Here is an 18,264-nt window from a genome sequence, read left to right as displayed (position 1 = left end):
CAACAGCGCGCCCCCCAGCTCTAGGAAACCAGGGGCAAAGTTCATCCACTCAACAACCAAGACCGAACACTCCAGCCACCCACCAGCACCCATCGAAGGCACCAGCATCAGCAACCAGCATCGGTTCCACTCTCGAGTCAACCGACCATGATAGGAAAAACAGTCGGCTTCAATGACTCCTTAGAAAGGAGGTGATCCAGCCGCACCTTCCGGTACGGCTACCTTGTTACGACTTCGTCCCAATCGCCAGCCCCACCTTCACTCACTCCCTCCCCGAAGGGTTGGGCCGCAAGTTTCGGGTGTTGCCGACTTTCGTGACGTGACGGGCGGTGTGTACAAGGCCCGGGAACGTATTCACCGCGGCGTTGCTGATCCGCGATTACTAGCGACTCCACCTTCATGGGGTCGAGTTGCAGACCCCAATCCGAACTGAGACCGGCTTTTAGGGATTCGCTCCGCCTTACGACATCGCACGCCCTCTGTACCGGCCATTGTAGCATGTTTGCAGCCCAAGACATAAGGGGCATGATGACTTGACGTCATCCCCACCTTCCTCCGAGTTGACCCCGGCAGTCTCCCATGAGTCCCCACCATTACGTGCTGGCAACATGGAACAAGGGTTGCGCTCGTTGCGGGACTTAACCCAACATCTCACGACACGAGCTGACGACAGCCATGCACCACCTGTCACCCACCAACTAAATGACCCCGTGTCTCCACGAGTCCATGGGTGATGTCAAACCTTGGTAAGGTTCTTCGCGTTGCGTCGAATTAAGCAACATGCTCCGCCGCTTGTGCGGGCCCCCGTCAATTCCTTTGAGTTTTAGCCTTGCGGCCGTACTCCCCAGGCGGGGCGCTTAATGCGTTAGCTACGGCACGGAGACCGTGGAAAGTCCCCACACCTAGCGCCCAACGTTTACGGCATGGACTACCAGGGTATCTAATCCTGTTCGCTCCCCATGCTTTCGCTCCTCAGCGTCAGGTAAGGCCCAGAGACCCGCCTTCGCCACCGGTGTTCCTCCTGATATCTGCGCATTTCACCGCTACACCAGGAATTCCAGTCTCCCCTACCTACCTCTAGCCAGCCCGTATCCACTGCAGAACCGGAGTTAAGCCCCGGTCTTTCACAGCAGACGCGACTAGCCGCCTACGAGCTCTTTACGCCCAATAATTCCGGACAACGCTCGGACCCTACGTATTACCGCGGCTGCTGGCACGTAGTTAGCCGGTCCTTATTCCCCACCTACCGTCAACCCCCAGAAAACTGGGAGCCTGCGTGAGTGGTAAAAGAGGTTTACAACCCGAAGGCCGTCATCCCCCACGCGGCGTCGCTGCGTCAGGCTTTCGCCCATTGCGCAATATTCCCCACTGCTGCCTCCCGCAGGAGTCTGGGCCGTGTCTCAGTCCCAGTGTGGCCGGTCGCCCTCTCAGGCCGGCTACCCGTTATCGCCTTGGTGAGCCATTACCTCACCAACAAGCTGATAGGCCGCGAGTCCATCCCCAACCGAAAAAACTTTCCACACCCTCCCATGCAGGAGCGTGTCATATCCGGTATTAGACCGAGTTTCCTCGGCTTATCCCAGAGTTGGGGGCAGGTTACTCACGTGTTACTCACCCGTTCGCCGCTCGTGTACCCCGAAGGGCCTTACCGCTCGACTTGCATGTGTTAAGCACGCCGCCAGCGTTCGTCCTGAGCCAGGATCAAACTCTCCATTAAGGTCTACCACCACGACCCGAAGACCGTGGAAACCTAGATGGCGTCAACCCTGACTGAACATCAAACTGACATTCAATCAAAGGAATCCCTCACCATCACAATGTGATGGTCGGGAGCCAAAACAAACTTGGCTGTAAGTAAATAAACACGCGCTGTTGAGTTCTCAAAAAGCAACCGCTTAACCGTCTACAAGCATTCCCAGCGGGCCAGGCCCGCGTGTCACGCTCTTCGTATCGGTGCGGCGTTGTTTCCGCTTTGTTGTGTTCCCGACTTTATCAGGGTGTTTGTTCCGGCGCAAATCCGCGCTTTTCGCAAACCCTTGATGAAGCTGGTGAAGAACGGTGAGAACTTATGTCCTCGAGTTCTTGTTCTACCAGATTACCAGCACATTTCCTTGCACCGAACCGGTGTTTCGAAATGTCCAAAGCAATCCATTTTCACGGCTTTTTAGGGCCGAGATGAAAGATTACCAGCCTTGAGCAATGCTCAGACCGGAGATCCCTCTGAGTTGAACCGCGAGGGGGTGAAACGGGCGCTGCGTGAGCGCCCAACACGTCGCGGTGCTTGGCAAGAATAAGTTCTTCCTGAAGACACGTCAAACGCGACCTCGACCTTGGCGTTAATCCCCAGGTCAGCGAGGTGGAAGACCTTTGATCAGGTCTAGACGCTTCAGGATCGCGCGGCTCTGTAGTTCAGACCTGCGCGGTGGATCGGACTTACTGGTTAGGCAGAGACAGTCCTCCCCGCGGCGTGGCAGACCCAAACCCCGATCCTGAAAAATTTTCCTCGACCGCACAAGCGCGGCGGGCTTCCCCTCTTCCGAGGGGAAGCCCGCCAGGGACGACTGGAAGACGGCTAACCGAGGACGACGCCGCCGATATTGCGCTTGCCCCGACGCAACACCAAGTAGCGCCCGTGCAGCAGGTCCTCGGCCCCGACCCGGGCCTCGATGTCGGTGACCTTGGTGTTGTTGAGATAGGCACCGCCCTCCTGCACGATCCGCCGCGCAGCGGTCTTGCTGGGGACGAGACCGATCTGGGCGAACAGGTCGAGCAGTGGCGGGAGGTCGGCAACCGGCCCCTCGATCTGACTGCGCGGCACCTCCGAGAGCGCAGCACGCAGCGTCGCCTCCGGCAGCGAGGCCAGGTCCCCTTGACCGAACAGCGCCTTGCTCGCCTCGACGACGTTGCGGCACTCCTGTTCTCCGTGCACCATCGTGGTCAGCTCCTCGGCAAGCGCCCGCTGCGCCGCACGGACGGCAGGACGCTCAGCGGTCTGGCGCTCCAGTTCCTCGATCTCCTCGCAGGAACGGAAACTGAACGTGCGCAAGTAGCGGACGACGTCACGGTCGTCGGAATTGAACCAGAACTGGTAGAAGGCGTAGGGGCTGGTCAGTTCGGGGTCGAGCCAGATGGTCCCACTCTCGGTCTTGCCGAACTTCGTACCGTCGGCCTTGGTGAGCAGGTTTGTGGTCAATGCGTGTGCCGGACCGTGCGGTTCGTTCGCGTCCATGCGGCGAATCAGGTCGAGCCCCGCAGTGATGTTGCCCCACTGGTCGCTGCCGCCGATCTGAAGCGTGCACCCGTGCCGTCGGTACAGCTCGACATAGTCGTAGGACTGCAACAACACGTAACTGAACTCGGTGTAACTCATGCCGACACCGTCAAGACGGCTCTTGACCGTCTCCCTGGCCAGCATCTGGTTCAAGCCGAAATGCTTGCCGACGTCGCGCATAAGGCCGATCGCCGACAAACCGCCCAGCCAGTCGGCGTTGTCGGCAAGGATTGCGTCGGTTGCCCCCGCGGCCACCCAGTCCGGGGCGAAGCGCAAGAACGCGGAGAGCTGCCCGCCCAGGGCGCCCACCCAGCCGCGGATGGTCTCCGGCGAGTTGAGCGCGCGTTCGGCGTTGGGCTTGGGGTCGCCGATCATGCCGGTTCCACCCCCCACAAGGGCGACCGGCCGGTGACCGGCACGCTGGAACCGGGCCAGCGTCAGCGCCTGGGTGAGGTGGCCGACGTGCAGGCTCCCGGCCGTTGGGTCGAAGCCGCAATAAAGGGTGACCGGACCATCGGCCAGCGCCTTGCGCAATGCGTCAAGGTCGGTGGTCTGTGCGAGAAGGCCTCGCCACTGAAGTTCGTCGATGATGTCGGTCATGTGGTCTTTCCGTAGCGCTCACTGGCTTCACGTCCGGCCCACCTGAGGCTTCACCGGACCGTCGCCCCCTACGGTAGCGGTTCCCTCCCAAGAGCCGCGCTGGATTCTCTTGCCACCTGAAGCTAATGGCATTAGCCTCAGGGTTATGGAAATTAGCCAATCAGGATCTCTTCCGGTTCGCCTGTTGTCGCGTCCCGGCGGATCCGTCGCCTACGAAATGCACGGGGAGCGCAACGAGGGGCCCCTCGCGGTATGCGTCCCCGGTATGGCCTCCTCCCGAAGCAGCTTCCGCTTCCTCGCACCGGCACTGGCCGAACGGGGATACCGGGTCGCGGTACTGGACCTGCGTGGTCACGGCGACAGCACAACCGGCTTCGACGACTACGGGGACAGTGCCGGGGGCTCCGATCTCATCGCGTTGATCGAACACCTGGGCGGCGACCGGGCACTGCTGGTCGGCAACTCGATGGGAGCCGCAATCAGCACGTGGGTGGCCGCCGAGCGTCCGGAATTGGTCGCTGCACTGGTCCTGATCGGTCCGTTCCTCCGCGATTCGGGCGGTGCACCCACGCGGTTGGCGATACGCCTGCTGTCTTTGCGGCCTTGGGGGCCGGCAGTGCTCGGGGGGTACCTGGAAAAGCTGTACGCGGGGCGTACCCCGCTCGGGCACGACGGGCACATGGCAGCGGTGCGCACAGCGCTACGTTCTAAGGAGCGCTACCGTGCCATCGCGAAGACGCTGGTCACCTCGCACAGCGAGGTGGAGCAACGGCTGGACGAGGTGACCGCACCCTCGCTCGTGCTCATGGGAGCACTCGATCCGGACTGGCCCGACCCTGCCCGCGAAGCGGCTTGGATCGGCGAACGGATCGGATCAGAACTGATGATGGTGCCCGACGCGGGCCACTATCCCCAGGAACAGCGGCCCGACCTGGTCGCCGCGGCCATTCTGGCGTTCACGGCCGGCTCCACCCGTGGCTAGGGCGGGGCTGACCCCGGCGCTGGTCGCAGCCGAGGCTGCCAGGATCAGCGACGAGGAGGGCTACCAGCAGCTGTCGCTGGCGACCGTGGCAAAACGTCTGGGCGTTGCGGTTCCCAGCCTGTATAAACACGTGCGCGGACTGGAGGGGCTGCGACGCGATCTCGCCCTGTTGACCGTCCTTGAGTTCGCCGAGGTCCTCGGCCGTGCAGCACTGGGACGCTCCGGGGTCAACGCGGTGCACTCCCTGGCTGCCGCCTACCGCGATTACGCGACCCGCCACCCGGGACGCTACGCCGCTCTGCAAGTGGCACCGCTGTCCGAGGACACCGAGGCTACGGCAGCAGCGGCCCGCACGGTCGAAGTGATCGCCGCCGTGGTGCGCGGATTCGGCCTGGCAGAGGAGTCGATGGTCAACGCGGTCAGAATGCTGCGCAGCGGACTGCACGGATTCGTCAACTTGGAGACCCGGGGCGGATTCGGCCTGCCGCAGAACGTCGATGCCAGTTACCGGGCGCTCGTCGAAGGATTGATCCGCGCCCTTCAGACATGGCCCTCCGACTCCGACAGGAGAGTGCACTGATGCTTGCGGGGCATTTCGGAGTCGCGGCAGCCGTGAAAGCGTGGTGCCCGGAGCTTTTGCTCGGAGTACTGCTGGTGGCTTCCCAGCTCCCCGACCTGGCGTTCCTTCCTCTTTCCGCGGTCGGGGTGGAGGCGCTGGAACCAGTTGCGGGCGCCCGCGGGTACGGATCGCTGTGGATCGACGCGCTGTACTCCCACGCCCTGGTGTCCAATGTGCTGTTGGCGGCGTTGGCGGGAGCACTGGTGCACCTACTGGTGAAAGGACGCTGGAGCCCCGGTGCGGGATAGGTCGTGGCGGGAACGGTCCTCAGCCACTGGTTACCGGACCTGCTGGCGCACCGGCCGGACATCGCGATCCTCCCGGGCGATACCGGCGATCTACTGCTGATCGTCCTCGGACTGGGGGAAACCCCCGCGGCCGCCGCACTCGTGGACGGGCTGCTGGTATTCGTCGGAGCGGCGCTGTACACACGGCGGACAATGCGCGACCAGCCCTACCGGACCGGGGCATTGCTCTACAGCCTGAGTGTGTCCCTGCTCCTGGGCGGATTTTTTACCAGCGACCTGCTTGGATAACTGTGACCTGGGGAAATGCGAGCCCGATTTGGCGTCAAGGGCGTTACCAGCAAAAAGATCGGCGACTTTTCGTCATCGTTTGCTCACCCTAAGCTATGGATCAGGCCTGCTTGATGGACGATCGTTTGTCTCGTCCGGAGGCACCCCCGCTCTTGCTTTGGAGATAAGCATGGCCACCGTCCTCAGTCGCCTGGCCTCGGTCGCGTGCACCACGACGCTTGTCCTGGCCGCACTCGTCATCCCTTCCTCCCCTGCACTCGCCGCTCCCCCCGCTCCCCCCAGCCTGGCGCAGGCGCGCACGATGCTGTCGGGACTGACCGTAAAGGCCGAGGGCGCGTCCTCGGCCTACGACCGCAGCCTCTTCCCCCACTGGAGCACGGTCGAGGGCAACTGCAACACGCGTGAATGGGTCCTGCGCCGCGACGGCACCAACGTCACGGTCGGCAACGACTGTTACCCGACCTCCGGCAGCTGGTACAGCGTTTACGACGGAGTGACCACGTCGGTTCCGTCGCAGATCAGCATCGACCACTTCGTCCCTCTGGCCGAAGCATGGCGTTCGGGTGCCGACACCTGGTCAACCAGCCGTCGGCAGCAGTTCGCCAACGACCTGACCACCGGTCAACTGTGGGCGGTCACCGGGACCAGCAATTCCTCCAAGGGGGACAAGGACCCGGCCAAATGGATGCCGACCCGGACCGCTGTGCACTGCGACTACGCAAAGACCTGGATCCATGTGAAGGACTACTGGAACCTGAGTGTCAACTCCGCCGAGAAGACGAAGCTCACCAGTTTGCTGAACAGCTCCTGCTGATCACCCGCATGCCCTGAACTCCCGCAGCCGGTGCCCGTTGGGGCGCCGGCTTCGGTGTCGTCCGAGCACGACAACCACACGGAGCCGTTCTGCTCAGGCGGTGTCGGCCGGAAGATACCCGCGCCCGCGGGGGGAGGACAAAAGTTCTTCGGTGGGCTCAGCAGGGCCGGCAGCACGCGGACCGCGCGAAGAATCGCGCAGGACGAGGGGGTTGACGAGCTCCATGAGTCGTCCGTGCGGGTCGGTGGGGCCTGTCGCCGGCTCGACCCGGCTGCGCGGCCGGTAGGCGTGCACGGAGGCGAGCCGCGTGACGGGAGCCGGCTCCGCGGCGACGACGAGTACCGGGACACCGGCGCGACCGGCGCGGACGGTGGCGGGCAGGGTCGCCTCTCGCAGGATCGCGGAACCTGGCTCCACCGAGCAGACCGCCGGCAGCGGAACGGTCAGGCGTTCCCTTCGCCCCTCGTCGAGACGGCGCAGTGCGGTCAGAGTGGTCTCGCCGTCGTCCGCGGTGAGTTCGAGAAGGCCGCGCGCATGGGTCGCGCCGAAACGGACCGCGAGAAGGGACGACAGGGTTTCGGCCCCGCTGTCGGCGAAGCGATCAGCGCACAGGACGAGGTCCGGAGGACCAAAGGTACTTACCAACGCGGCGTCGAGCACCTCCGCGGCTGCGACACCGTCCTCGTCGCCGACTCCGGCACGGGAGGACTCGATCCTCAGTACTTCGGCTGCGCCGGCGGCGAGCGCTACCCGCAGGGCCGCATCGGCGACCGACTGGCCCATCGCGACCACGACACAACGTCCGTCGAGCTCCTCAGCGATGCGCAGGCCGTGCTCGACAGCGCAGCGATCGGCTTCTCCCAGGGCACTCGTATGCCCTTCGGGCCGGGCGATCCCGTTGAGCGGGGTGATGGCTTGGGGGTGGTCGTCGTGGCGCACCGCGACCACGATGAGGGGTGCGTGCTCCTGAGTCATAGCGGTCGTGCTCCCTAGGTGTATGCGTCGGACCGATTGAGCTGCGTCTGACCTGGGAAGTCTCTCGTGACCAAGGATAGTCGCGCCAAAAGGCGCGCGGGTTCGGCCCGACAGCGCGCGGATGTTCAGTACACGGTCGGGGCAGCGAGCGCACCCGCGAGAGGGCAGTGATGATCGGGGGCCGATGGCCGTTGTCCGCTACGCGAAGCGTTGGCTGGATGGGGCTCCCACATTCGGATGTGCGGGGCGAGATCGGCGGGGGGCTGGTCGGCGGACAACAGGAAAAGAGGATTCACAGAAGTGTCGGCACCCCCGGTCCGAGCCGATTGTGGCCGGTACCACGGTGGCCTCCCGGAGCGGCCGAAGGGCACCGGCGGCAAAGGCGGCTGCGCTCACCCGTGGAACACGCACCGGGGCGGACGAGGCGCTGATGTCAGAGTGCACGCAGACCTTCCAGGACAGCCGCCAAAATGACGTCCTTTCCCTCATAAGAGGTGTCGCACTGGCGCAGCGAGCCGGTTGCCAGCATGTTGACGGCCAGGAGCCGGGTCAGGTTGGTCGGCATGGCCAGGGCAGCGGCGAGCTCGGCGACCGAGCGCGGAGTGGCGCACAGCCGCAGGATCTGCTCCTGCTCCGGCCGGAGTTCGTCACCGTGCCGAGGCGTCCGGGTCGCCACGAGAAGGGCGGCCAGGTCAAGACGGGGCGTCCGGATCCGCCCCGGGGAATTGGCGACCACTGCGAAAGGCCGGAGCAGCCGCCCGGGACCGGGGTCGAACCCTCCCGGCCCGCTCACGGCAGCGGCTCACGCTCGGACAGGGGCCGTGGAGGAGCGCTGCGCTCCTGCCGCGGCACCAGCGCGTCGGCCGGTGTGTCGGCCAGTAGTGCCCAGGGCAGCACCGCACAGGCCTGCGTCCCCCCGTAGGGCGACGGTGACAGGCGCACCCGCACTCCGTGCCGGGCGGCGAGACGTGCGACGACGAACAGTCCGAGCCGCGGTTCGTCGGGCAACGCCATCACATCGAACTCGGGGGGACGGGCCAGGGTGCGGTTGGCGGCGTCACAGGCCGCCTCGGTCATCCCGAGCCCTCGGTCCTCCACTTCGATACTGAGCCCGTTATGGATGCTGCTGCTGTTCACGTTGACCCGGCTGCCGGCCGGGGAGAACTGGGTGGCGTTCTCCACCAGTTCGGCGAGCAGGTGCACCACGTCGGCCGCCGCGAAACCACGGACCCACGCCCGCGGCGCGGACTTGAGTCGGACCCGTTCGAAGTCCTCGGTCTCCGAGAGCGCGGCGCGCAGCACATCCACCACCGGCATGGGTTCGCGCCAGCGCCGGGTCGAGTGGGCGCCGGTGAGGATGATCAGGTTGTCCGCGTAGCGTCGGCTGCGCGTGGTGAGATGGTCGAGCTGGAAAAGTTTACGCAGGGTCTCCGGATCGTCTTCCGCCGATTCGATCTCGTCGAGGAGTTGGAGCTGGCGCTGCACCAGTGCCTGGTTACGGTAGGCGATCCCGAGGAAGACCCGGTTGGCTCCTTCGCGGATCTCCGCCTGCTTCACCGCCGACCCCACCGCGGTGCGCTGCGCGGTGTTGAAGGCGTCGGCCACCCGGCCGATCTCGTCGTAACCGTGCATCAACGGGGGCAGCTCTGCCGCCACGTCCACTCGTGCACCACGTTGGGCCTTGGCCACGATCGCGGGCAACCGGGTGTCGGCGACCTCCAAGGTCTCGTCGTGCAGACGGTGCAGGCGTCCGGTCAGGCGCCGGGAGGAGCGCAGGGCAAGAACGATTCCGATGGCGCCCACGCCCAGGGCGATGAGGGATCCCGCGGCGTTGATGACCATGACGCGCATCGCCGACCCCCAGGCCACGTCCAGGGCGGCCTGGAATTGCGACTGGGCCAGGCCCCGCAACAACGGGTCGGTTCCGGCCACCGCCTGTTTCCATGCGGTGGCGTCGGTGGGAATGCGGCTGTTGAACGCGGCTTCTCCCAGTTCCGTGGAATCGCTCACGGGTGATCGGGAGACGACTTTGAGACTCAGGTCCTCCGCGGCCGACCAGGGAGAGCTCTCACGCATCTGGGTGTCCAGGGCCCGTACCCGGTCGGTCATGTTGGGCTGGGCCGCACCGAGCATGTCGCGGTAGGAGGCGCTGAGGAAGGTGAAGTGCGCGGTCTCGTCATGGTTCATCTCGCCGGCGGCCAGTGCGCCCGAGAGCAGTGCACCGGCTTGGGAGAAGCGATCGTGCGCGCGCAGTAACTCCAGTGCGGTGACACCGTCGGCCCGCGAGGAGTCGCCGTAGAGCTGAACGACGATCGCATCGTTGACCAGCAGGATGCCATCGAGAAGCGTGGTGTACTCCCTCAGTGCCTCCTCCCTGGTGAGGGAGCCCCCGTCCACCGCGGCGCGCAGATCGGGCAATTCGTCCCAGGCGGTGAAGAAGTCTGCGACGCGTCGGGGCAACTCCCCGCGATCGGCGTCGAGCAGTGCCCCGGTCCGCGCGTGGACCCGGGCGAAGGTGGCGTCGGCACGCTCGCGCCCCCGGTCCAAGTCGGCCCGGGTCTCGGTGGCGAGGTCACCGAGGTAGACCTGGGTCTGGGCGCGTTCGTAGCGCAGGTCCGCTGCAATCGCACCGAAGGCCACCATGCCGGCTCGCCCATCGCGCACCGAGGAGATGAGGTTCAGGGCGCCCAGTGTGCTGGCAGCGGTCAGTATCGCCCACAAAAGAAGGAAACCGAGGCTGGGGATGAGGACCATTCGGGTCAACTGACTGCGGATCGTGCGTCCCGCAACCGGTCCGCCACGATTATCAGAACCTGCGTTCATAACGGCCTCCCCATGGCATCGGACGCGAGTTGACCGTATCGAAAATCATGGCTTTGCGTGGCCGACTAATAACAAATAGTAGTCACGAAAAACCTGCCGCTCTCACGTCTCCGCTGCTCAGAGTGGGCTTAACGGGCGAGCTCCCCCTACCAGGCCAACCGGGCATCCACCCCTCGCCCTGCCTCGAATCGCAGGCCGTTCAACCGGTTCCACCACAATTCGTCACGGCTTCGGAAAGATCATTCCGCCTTTTCAGGCGAACCGTTTTTGCCGAATGGACGGGAAAGGAATTCGTCGTCGCCCGCCGCCCGAAGCAACTCTTCCTGGCACGGGCGGGCCGAAGGGGCCGCGCCCGGGTGTTCGGCGGCCGGTACCAGGCAGGCGCGCACCCGACGATCATGTTCTCCCGACCGAGATCCGCGCGGGAACACGACACCGCGTACCTCGGCACGCTGGTCGGGGCTCCCCGGCCTGTCGTTGTCGTGCCACGGACAGAAGCCCCGAAAGCCCTCGGGATCGGAGGGACGTTTCCGGTGAGGGCACCCGCTACCGGTCAGAGGACGGTACGGGGCGAACCTGCCCACGAACAGGCACGGCGGGGCCGAGGGCCAGGACCGGTACTCATACTGACGCAGCGCCCCATACGGGCGGCCGGGAATTCGGTCCGCCCGGAGGAGCACGTCATCGGCCGGATGCCACCGCAAAGGGGCCGGAGACACGGGTGGCCGGCCCTCCTCGACGGAAGGACCGGCCGCATCCGGCTCACCGGTCAGTGCTCGGGACGGTGCCGCGAGCCGACCGGGGCAGGCAGTTCTTCGAGTGCCGGCTGCTGATCGATCCCCAAGGCGTTGAGGGCCTCCGCGTAGCGCAGCGCGACGATCTTGGCCAGGGTGGAACTGGCGCCCAACGACGCGCTGTAGGAGGCTCCGTGTTCGGCGGCCAGCTCGGCAATGCGTTCCTGCGGGAACTCCGCCCCGATGACGCTCGGGGCGATGACCGGGCGCCGGGAACCGGCGGCGGCGAGCTGGTCGAAGATCTGGGCGACGTGGGCAGGGTCGTCCAATGCCGCGGGCAGCACGGTCACACCGAGTCGGGCGGCCAACAGGACCGCGCTCACTCCGGCCTCGTCGATCGCCTCCGGGCCGCCCACGGAGCCGACCATGACGCCGTCTGCCGTGGTGTCACTGGCCGCGACAACGCTGATCAGCCGCATCCGGTCGGCACGGGCGAACCCGCCCTCGGCCAGGCGCAAGTGCAGTGCCTCGGCCAGCATCGGATGCGGCCCGAGCCCGTCCGTGATCCGGGCGACGGCTCCGGAGGCCGGCAACGCCTGGGCGATCGTCGCGGTGATTGCTGTATGGGTTCCGGTGACGAGGGGAACGATGACCGCGTCGCAGTAGCCGGGCGGGCGCTCCTCTTCGTTGGGCGCTCCTTCGGGCACCAGTCCGGCGAGGACTTCGGTGATCCCGCCGGCCTCCCCCTCGGTATGGGCGAAGCGGATGGGTACCTCGGGCCGGTAGGACCGCACCAGGTCTGCCATCGAGGCACCGAGTTCGGCCCCCGTGGTTCCATCCGCGGCGTCACCGGGCACGGCGAGGACAAGCGTTGGGGTGCCGACCCAGCTGTCGAAAGACAGGGGATCACGGTGCCGACCAGAGCGGCGCCGGGGGAGGGCACGGGGAGGAAGTCTGTCAGAATTCTGCATACCGTCTGAATTCACGCGAGAGAGGCTATCGACTCGGGGGTGATGGACCTACTTCGGTCGATTTTCGTCACTGAAGATCGCACCGTGGTAACGGATCATCCCATGGACTGTGGCATGGATGGCGCTCAGCCCGTGGAGATGGGGCTTCGGCGCCGGATTACGTGCTCGACAAGAGTAAGCAGGACCTCTTTGCCGGAGTCACGCTGACGGGCGTCGGCGGGCACGATCGGTACGTCCGAACCGACGTCGAGCGCTTCCCGCACCTCGTCGCGAGTGTAGTCGGCCGCACCCTCGAAGCGGTTGACGGCGACGACGAAGGGGATGCCGCGGCGCTCGAAGAAGTCCACGGCCGAGAAGCAGGTGTCCAGGCGGCGGGTGTCGGCCAGGACCACCACGCCGAGCGTCCCGGTGGCGAGTTCGTCCCACATGAACCAGAAGCGTTGCTGGCCGGGGGTGCCGAAGAGGTAGAGGACGAGTTCGGGGTTGATGGTGATCCGGCCGAAGTCCAGGGCCACCGTCGTGGTCGTCTTGGCCTCCACCCCCTTGAGGTCGTCCACACCGAGGCTGGCCTCGGTCATGATCTCCTCGGTGCTGAGCGGGGTGATCTCGCTGACCGAGCCGACCAGCGTCGTCTTGCCCGCGCCGAAGCCCCCGGCGACCAGGATCTTGAGGGCCTGAGGGAGGCCCCGTTCGGTGGTGGGGATGTCAGAGTCTACGGATGCCATCGAGAACCGCCTGAAGTACGTTCAGTTGGGGATTTTCGGCCGTGGGGAGCGGTGCCCGAGCAAGGACGAACCCTTTGCCGACGAGGTCGCTGAGCAGTACCTTGACCACCGTCATCGGAATATCCATGTGCGCTGCGAGCTCCGCGACCGAGATCGGTCTGCGGCACAGCTTCAGAATCGATGCGGACTCGGGCTGAACCGCCGCCCAGTCCACTTCCCGACGCGAGGCGACGACGACACTGATCATGTCCAGGGTGGTCGCCATGGCACGGGTGCGCCCGCCCGTCATGGCGTAGGGCCGTACCAGTGGCCCCGCTCCCACGTCCGAGTAGAAGACCGGCTTTTTCGGATCCCCGTCAGGGGATTCCCGGTAACCACCGCTGCTCATGATTGGGGCGAGCCTGACGTCGAGGTTTCCGGGAATCGGGGAGCGCTGCTGAGGAACTGTCCGACTCGCTTGATCCTGGTGTTCATCTCATAGGCGACCAGGCCGACGTCGGCCGCCTCGGAGGCGAGCACGGCAAGGCAGGCCCCCTCCCCCGCCGCGGTGACGAACAGGTAGGCGTGCTCCATCTCCACCACGGTCTGGCGCACCGACCCGCCGCCGAACTGGCGTCCGGTCCCCCGGGCCAGGCTCTGAAAGGCAGAGGCCACTGCGGAGAGGTGTTCGGCGTCCTCTGTCGAGAGGGCACGCGACCTACCGATGAGAAGACCGTCGGCGGAAAGCACGACAGCGTGGTCAGCGCCCACGACCCGATCGGCCAGATCGTCGAGCAGCCAGTTCAGGTCGCCCGTAGCGTTGCTCATCTACATGCCTCATTCGCTCTTATCGGAGTGGTCGCCTGGACGGACCGGCCGTCCCGGCCCCTGGGATGCCGGGGTGCTGACGCCCGATCCGTGTTCAAGACGGCGGGAGCCGTTCAACGCGGGCTCGTGCACGGGTGTCTCCTCGGATTCGCTCGCGCGTCCCAGACGCGTCCCGTTCTGGAAAGCCCTCATCATCGTGCGGGCTTCTTCGGGCGACCGTGCGTCGGCCGAACCGGCGGGCTGGTGCGCGATGGTCGGCTGCTCCTCGCGCAACTGCGGGGCCAAGTGGGTCTGCCGGCGACGCCTGGGCAGTTCGGGTCGCGGGTCGTGGCCCTCCTGCGTCGGACGGACCGGCCCCGAGTGCCGGGTGGGCAGAGCAGGACGGCCGTCGGTGGACGGCGTCGCAGACGACCGGTCCACAGGTCCAGTTACGTTATACGGCACCGGGTCGCCCACCGGCCGGGCATTACGAGAAGTAGCCGGGGAGGGTCGCCCCGATTCGCGTGCTTGGCCCGGGAAATCCGCCGAACCGGGAGAACGGCGGTCACCTGAGTCGGACTTGGGTGCTTGAGGTTTGCTCCCTCGGGAACCGGGCGCGGTCCCACCACGCATCGGTGTCCGGGTCGCTCCGGCGCGCGAGTGGTCGAACAGGTCCCCGATGTCGTCGGGAATCCGCGGAAAGTCCTCCCGCCCCCGCCCCGGCTTGGCCACGGAGGGCCGGGAACGCGCCGTCGGGGACGGGGGCGAGGCGGGGTTGACGACCAGCGCGGAGGGAATGAGGACCACCGCGCGGGTCCCGCCGTAGGGAGAGGTGCACAACTGCGCCCGGATATCGTGCTTGTTGGACAGGCGGGCCACCACGAAGAGCCCCAACCGGGCGTCCTCGGTGAGTGCCATGACATCGAACTCCGGTGTGGTGGAGAGCGTGATGTTGGCCTGCGTGAGGTCTTCGTCGCTGATCCCCAGTCCGCGATCCTCGATCTCCACGACTACGCCCTTGGGCACTATCTCACTGTGGATGAACACCTTGGTGTGCGGCGGTGAGTAGGCCGCGGCGTTCTCGACCAGTTCCGCCAGCAGATGGATCACATCGGCCACGACCGCACCGCGCAGCGACAGATTGGGAACCACCCGGAGTTTGACCCGCGCGTACTCCTCGGTCTCGGAAATGGCTCCGCGCAGGATGTCAACCAATGGGATCGGGTTGCGCCAACGCCGCCCCGGCTGGCCGCCCCCCAGGATGATCAGGTTCTCGGCGTTGCGCCGACCGCGGGTGGCCAGATGGTCCAGCTGGAAGAGGTCCTCCAGCAGGTCGGGGTCCTCCTCCTCACGCTCCACCCGGTCCAGCAGGTGCAGTTGTCGCTGGAGGAGCGACTGGTTGCGGTGGGCGATGGCGAGGAAGACCCGGTTCGCGCCCTCCCGGATCTCGGCCTGCTTGACCGCGGCCCCCACCGCCCTGCGCTGCGCGGTGTTGAAGGCATCGGCCACCTGACCGACCTCGTCGGTGCCGTAGTCCAGACAGCGCGGCTGTCTTTCGAGATCGATGGTCTCTCCGCGCTCCAGCCGGTGCATGATCTGCGGCAGTTCCGTGCCGGAGAGGTCAAGGGTGTCCTGACGCAATCGACCGAGCCGGTAGGTGAGGCGCCCTGCCGCCTTCGAGGCTGCGCCGTAGGCGAGCGCACCGGCGAACAACGCCAGGATGCCTCCGCCGATCGCGATCGAGAGACTGCGCGCCCCTGCGGCATCGGTGGTCGCGATGGTGGCTTCGGCCTGCGTGTCGGCCATCAGAACGAGAGAGGCGTTGACGGTGTCGGCGACGGGGCGCCAGTCCTCCGCTTCGCTGGGAATGGTCGCGACCGGTTCCGGTTCGGGGTCGGTTCCGATGGCCGGGGGCGTCGGTGGCCGCGGTGCCCACGACGAGATCGCCTCGGCCGTGCCGACCAGGCTGCTCCAGTCGGGCGAAACGGTCAACGCGTCGTGATGGCCGATGGCGGATTCGTCGAGGTTGGCGACGATCTGCGAGAGACGCTGGCGTACGTCGGCGAACTGGCCGGTGAAATCGGTCTGCTCGGCGGTGGTGAGGGTGCCGTCGGCGCGGGCCCCCGACAGCAGTGCGTCGGCCCGGGAGAACGCCTCCTGGGTGCGCAGCGCCTCCAGGGTGGTGGCCGCCGACGCAACGGAGGCACCGTCCTGGAAGAGTCTGGCCCGTGCGTCGTAGAGCGCGAACGCCAGGTCGATGATATGGCTGTATCGCTCATGGCCGCCTGCACGATCGGCCTGTCCTCCCGAGACCTCCTCGCGCAAGGCCGCACGCCCGTGCAGGGCGTCGAAGAAGGAGTCGGTGAGATCGGCGACCGTATCGGTGGCGGCGGTGTCCACCTGCTCGCCACGCGAACCGATGGCGGCGACAGCGGCGTCGGTGGCGACGTACTGATCGCGCAACAACTCGAAGGTCGCACGGGACGGGTCCGCGGCGTACTCGACGGAGAGCCTGCGCTCGTTCTGCAACTCGACCACCGCGCGGTAGAGGAAAACCCCGTTCCTGCCGTCGTCGCCGGCCGAACGCAGTGCGAACGCCTGCATCAGCGTGGCCGCGCTCAACACGGCGAAGAGCAGCAGGAAGGTCACCGCAGGTATCAACACGACCCGGTTGAGCTGTGACCGAATACTGCGGACGCTACCGTCGGGCTTCCCCATTGAGCTCCTCCCCCGCGGCTGACCCCGGACGCATCGCCCTCACTTTGTGCCAGGGGATGCACACGCTTGGTGCTGACAGGTTCTGGACGCTACCTGATGCCAAAGGGGCCTGTGGGAGCTTTGACCAAAATCCACCCTGATACGACAGAGGACTCGATCGGGGAACACGGGCAGGGCGGGTCGCGGCACGTGTCGCGGCCCGCCCTACGGCAGGAAGCGGTCGGGTCAGCCGGTGAAGGACCGGTGACCGGCGATGGCGGAGCGCAGATCGGCCAGCTGCTCGGCGACCCTGACCGGGGCCGTTCCCCCCTTTGCCGAACGCGAGCCCAACGATCCCCCGACCGTCAGTACCTCCCGTACCTCTGGTGTGAGGTGGGGGGAGACAGCAGCCAGATCGGCGTCGGTGAGGTCGGGAAGATCGATACCGCGTTCCTCGCACACGCGCACGCACGCGCCGGCCAGTTCATGGGCCTCCCGGAACGGGACACGGCTGCGCACGAGCCACTCTGCGATGTCGGTGGCGAGGGAGAACCCTTGCGGGGCGAGCTCGGCCATCCGTTCACCGTCGAAGGTGAGGGTCGCGACCATTCCGGTGAAGGCCGGGAGCAGGATGGTGAGGTTGTTGACCGCGTCGAAGACCGGCTCCTTGTCCTCCTGGAGGTCCCGGTTGTAGGCCAGTGGGAGCCCTTTGAGAGTGGCGAGCAGGCCGGCGAGGTCGCCGATGAGCCGACCGGCCTTGCCGCGGGCCAGCTCGGCGATGTCGGGGTTCTTCTTCTGCGGCATGATGGAGGATCCGGTGGAGAAGGCATCGTCGAGCGTGACGAAGGAGAACTCCTTCGTCGCCCACAGGATGATCTCCTCGGCGAAGCGGGACAGGTCCACCCCGATCATCGCCGAGACGAAACCGAATTCCGCGACCACGTCGCGTGCAGCGGTGCCGTCGATGGAATTCTCCACCGACCGGGAGAACCCGAGATCGGCGGCGACGGCTTCGGGATCGAGGCCCAGCGAGGAACCCGCCAGCGCGCCGGAACCGTAGGCGGAGGCGTCCGCACGGGCATCCCAGTCGCGCAACCGCTGCACGTCGCGGACCAGAGGCCAGGCGTGCGCCATGAGGTGGTGGGCGAGCAGCACGGGTTGTGCGTGCTGGAGGTGGGTGCGCCCGGGCATGGCGACGTCGATGTTGGCCTCGGCCTGGTCGGCCAACGCGCAGACCAGATCAAGAACCTCTGCGGCGATGACGCGGGCCTGCTCGCGCAGGTACATCCGGACCAGTGTGGCGATCTGGTCGTTTCGGGAGCGCCCGGCACGCAACCGTCCCCCGAGTTCGGTTCCCACCCGCTCGATGAAACCGCGTTCGAGTGCGGTGTGGACGTCCTCGTCGGCCAGGACCGGTGTGAAGGCTCCCGACGCGACGTCGGTCTCCAGCAGGTCCAAGCCCTTGATCATCTGGGCGAGCTCGTCGGGCGTGAGCAGCCCGGCCGCGTGCAGGACCCGGGCGTGGGCGCGTGACCCTGCGATGTCGTGGCGGGCGAGTCGCCAGTCGAAGTGCGTGCTGAGGGAGAGCCTGGCCAACGCCTCGGAGGGGCCACCTGCGAAGCGTCCGCCCCACAGCCGCACGGCTTGGTCGTCGGGCTCGTGTGCCACGGTAGGTCCTTAAATCTCGTCAGTGGTCGAAAGGAGCGGGAGAAGGCGTTCGGCCGCCGCGCA

The 18,264-nt window shown here is 66.2% G+C and carries 15 protein-coding genes and 1 rRNA gene; 5 read left to right on the top strand and 11 right to left on the bottom strand.

The window, feature by feature from the left end:
* Nucleotides 1-184: 184 nt before the first annotated feature.
* Together AC0VYP_RS07210 and tyrS are read right to left on the bottom strand one after the other, a co-directional pair.
* Nucleotides 185-1,717: ribosomal RNA gene (locus tag AC0VYP_RS07210) — 16S ribosomal RNA — on the bottom strand.
* An 855-nt stretch (nt 1,718-2,572) separates the two neighbouring features.
* The gene (tyrS, locus tag AC0VYP_RS07205; RefSeq protein WP_475473115.1) at nt 2,573-3,871 is read right to left on the bottom strand and encodes a tyrosine--tRNA ligase; all 1,299 of its coding nucleotides are present in this window, start codon (nt 3,869-3,871) and stop codon (nt 2,573-2,575) included.
* A 145-nt stretch (nt 3,872-4,016) separates the two neighbouring features.
* On the opposite strand from tyrS, the gene AC0VYP_RS07200 reads away from it, so the two are divergent.
* The 5 genes from AC0VYP_RS07200 to AC0VYP_RS07180 all read left to right on the top strand — a co-directional run bounded on the left by AC0VYP_RS07200 (nt 4,017) and on the right by AC0VYP_RS07180 (nt 6,822).
* Complete coding sequence (locus AC0VYP_RS07200; protein WP_475473113.1) at nt 4,017-4,853, top strand: alpha/beta fold hydrolase; 837 nt, start codon at nt 4,017-4,019, stop codon at nt 4,851-4,853.
* On the top strand, nt 4,846-5,433 hold the full coding sequence (locus tag AC0VYP_RS07195) for a TetR/AcrR family transcriptional regulator (protein ID WP_475473111.1): 588 nt from the start codon (nt 4,846-4,848) through the stop codon (nt 5,431-5,433). The genes AC0VYP_RS07200 and AC0VYP_RS07195 overlap by 8 nt, the downstream gene beginning before the upstream one ends.
* A complete protein-coding gene (locus tag AC0VYP_RS07190) occupies nt 5,433-5,720 on the top strand; it encodes a hypothetical protein (protein WP_475473109.1) in 288 nt (95 codons plus the stop codon). The genes AC0VYP_RS07195 and AC0VYP_RS07190 overlap by 1 nt, the downstream gene beginning before the upstream one ends.
* A 3-nt stretch (nt 5,721-5,723) precedes the next feature.
* The gene (locus AC0VYP_RS07185; RefSeq protein WP_475473108.1) at nt 5,724-6,008 is read left to right on the top strand and encodes a hypothetical protein; all 285 of its coding nucleotides are present in this window, start codon (nt 5,724-5,726) and stop codon (nt 6,006-6,008) included.
* A gap of 169 nt (nt 6,009-6,177) precedes the next feature.
* Nucleotides 6,178-6,822, top strand: coding sequence for an HNH endonuclease family protein (locus tag AC0VYP_RS07180; protein WP_475473107.1), 645 nt, complete (start codon nt 6,178-6,180; stop codon nt 6,820-6,822).
* Between the two features lie 93 nt (nt 6,823-6,915).
* Here AC0VYP_RS07180 and AC0VYP_RS07175 read toward each other — a convergent pair whose 3' ends face one another.
* The 9 genes from AC0VYP_RS07175 to argH all read right to left on the bottom strand — a co-directional run bounded on the left by AC0VYP_RS07175 (nt 6,916) and on the right by argH (nt 18,201).
* A complete protein-coding gene (locus tag AC0VYP_RS07175) occupies nt 6,916-7,797 on the bottom strand; it encodes a mycofactocin-associated electron transfer flavoprotein beta subunit (protein WP_475473106.1) in 882 nt (293 codons plus the stop codon).
* A gap of 433 nt (nt 7,798-8,230) precedes the next feature.
* A complete protein-coding gene (locus tag AC0VYP_RS07170; RefSeq protein ID WP_475473104.1) occupies nt 8,231-8,590 on the bottom strand; it encodes a DUF742 domain-containing protein in 360 nt (119 codons plus the stop codon).
* Nucleotides 8,587-10,620: a sensor histidine kinase gene (locus tag AC0VYP_RS07165; RefSeq protein WP_475473103.1), complete on the bottom strand. Its 2,034-nt coding sequence runs from the start codon at nt 10,618-10,620 to the stop codon at nt 8,587-8,589. The genes AC0VYP_RS07170 and AC0VYP_RS07165 overlap by 4 nt, the downstream gene beginning before the upstream one ends.
* 769 nt (nt 10,621-11,389) lie before the next feature.
* Complete coding sequence (locus AC0VYP_RS07160) at nt 11,390-12,325, bottom strand: sirohydrochlorin chelatase (RefSeq protein WP_285759575.1); 936 nt, start codon at nt 12,323-12,325, stop codon at nt 11,390-11,392.
* 125 nt (nt 12,326-12,450) lie between these two features.
* The gene (locus AC0VYP_RS07155) at nt 12,451-13,050 is read right to left on the bottom strand and encodes a GTP-binding protein (RefSeq protein ID WP_285759530.1); all 600 of its coding nucleotides are present in this window, start codon (nt 13,048-13,050) and stop codon (nt 12,451-12,453) included.
* Entirely contained in the window at nt 13,031-13,339 is a 309-nt protein-coding gene (locus tag AC0VYP_RS07150; RefSeq protein WP_475474183.1) for a DUF742 domain-containing protein, read from the bottom strand. Before AC0VYP_RS07150 ends, AC0VYP_RS07155 begins: the two co-directional genes overlap by 20 nt.
* A gap of 95 nt (nt 13,340-13,434) precedes the next feature.
* Complete coding sequence (locus AC0VYP_RS07145) at nt 13,435-13,857, bottom strand: roadblock/LC7 domain-containing protein (RefSeq protein WP_285759529.1); 423 nt, start codon at nt 13,855-13,857, stop codon at nt 13,435-13,437.
* 9 nt (nt 13,858-13,866) lie between these two features.
* Nucleotides 13,867-16,554: a sensor histidine kinase gene (locus AC0VYP_RS07140; protein WP_475473102.1), complete on the bottom strand. Its 2,688-nt coding sequence runs from the start codon at nt 16,552-16,554 to the stop codon at nt 13,867-13,869.
* 225 nt (nt 16,555-16,779) lie between these two features.
* Nucleotides 16,780-18,201 carry an argininosuccinate lyase gene (gene argH / locus AC0VYP_RS07135; protein ID WP_475473100.1) on the bottom strand — a complete coding sequence of 474 codons (1,422 nt, stop codon included), beginning with the start codon at nt 18,199-18,201 and terminating at the stop codon, nt 16,780-16,782.
* Nucleotides 18,202-18,264: the final 63 nt, after the last annotated feature.

It is taken from the genome of Nocardiopsis sp. iso_186 (assembly GCF_056173365.1).
The sequence above is the reverse complement of the archived record's forward strand: the minus strand, read 5'-3'. Positions and strand labels throughout refer to the sequence as shown.

Coding starts and splice junctions, on each gene's coding strand:
- AC0VYP_RS07140 (WP_475473102.1), bottom strand. CDS start 16,554: ATGGGGAAGCCCGACGGTAGCGTCCGCAGTATTCGGTCACAGCTCAAC.
- AC0VYP_RS07200 (WP_475473113.1), top strand. CDS start 4,017: ATGGAAATTAGCCAATCAGGATCTCTTCCGGTTCGCCTGTTGTCGCGT.
- tyrS (WP_475473115.1), bottom strand. CDS start 3,871: ATGACCGACATCATCGACGAACTTCAGTGGCGAGGCCTTCTCGCACAG.
- AC0VYP_RS07155 (WP_285759530.1), bottom strand. CDS start 13,050: ATGGCATCCGTAGACTCTGACATCCCCACCACCGAACGGGGCCTCCCT.
- AC0VYP_RS07180 (WP_475473107.1), top strand. CDS start 6,178: ATGGCCACCGTCCTCAGTCGCCTGGCCTCGGTCGCGTGCACCACGACG.
- AC0VYP_RS07160 (WP_285759575.1), bottom strand. CDS start 12,325: ATGCAGAATTCTGACAGACTTCCTCCCCGTGCCCTCCCCCGGCGCCGC.
- AC0VYP_RS07165 (WP_475473103.1), bottom strand. CDS start 10,620: ATGAACGCAGGTTCTGATAATCGTGGCGGACCGGTTGCGGGACGCACG.
- AC0VYP_RS07190 (WP_475473109.1), top strand. CDS start 5,433: ATGCTTGCGGGGCATTTCGGAGTCGCGGCAGCCGTGAAAGCGTGGTGC.
- AC0VYP_RS07145 (WP_285759529.1), bottom strand. CDS start 13,857: ATGAGCAACGCTACGGGCGACCTGAACTGGCTGCTCGACGATCTGGCC.
- AC0VYP_RS07150 (WP_475474183.1), bottom strand. CDS start 13,339: ATGACGGGCGGGCGCACCCGTGCCATGGCGACCACCCTGGACATGATC.
- AC0VYP_RS07175 (WP_475473106.1), bottom strand. CDS start 7,797: ATGACTCAGGAGCACGCACCCCTCATCGTGGTCGCGGTGCGCCACGAC.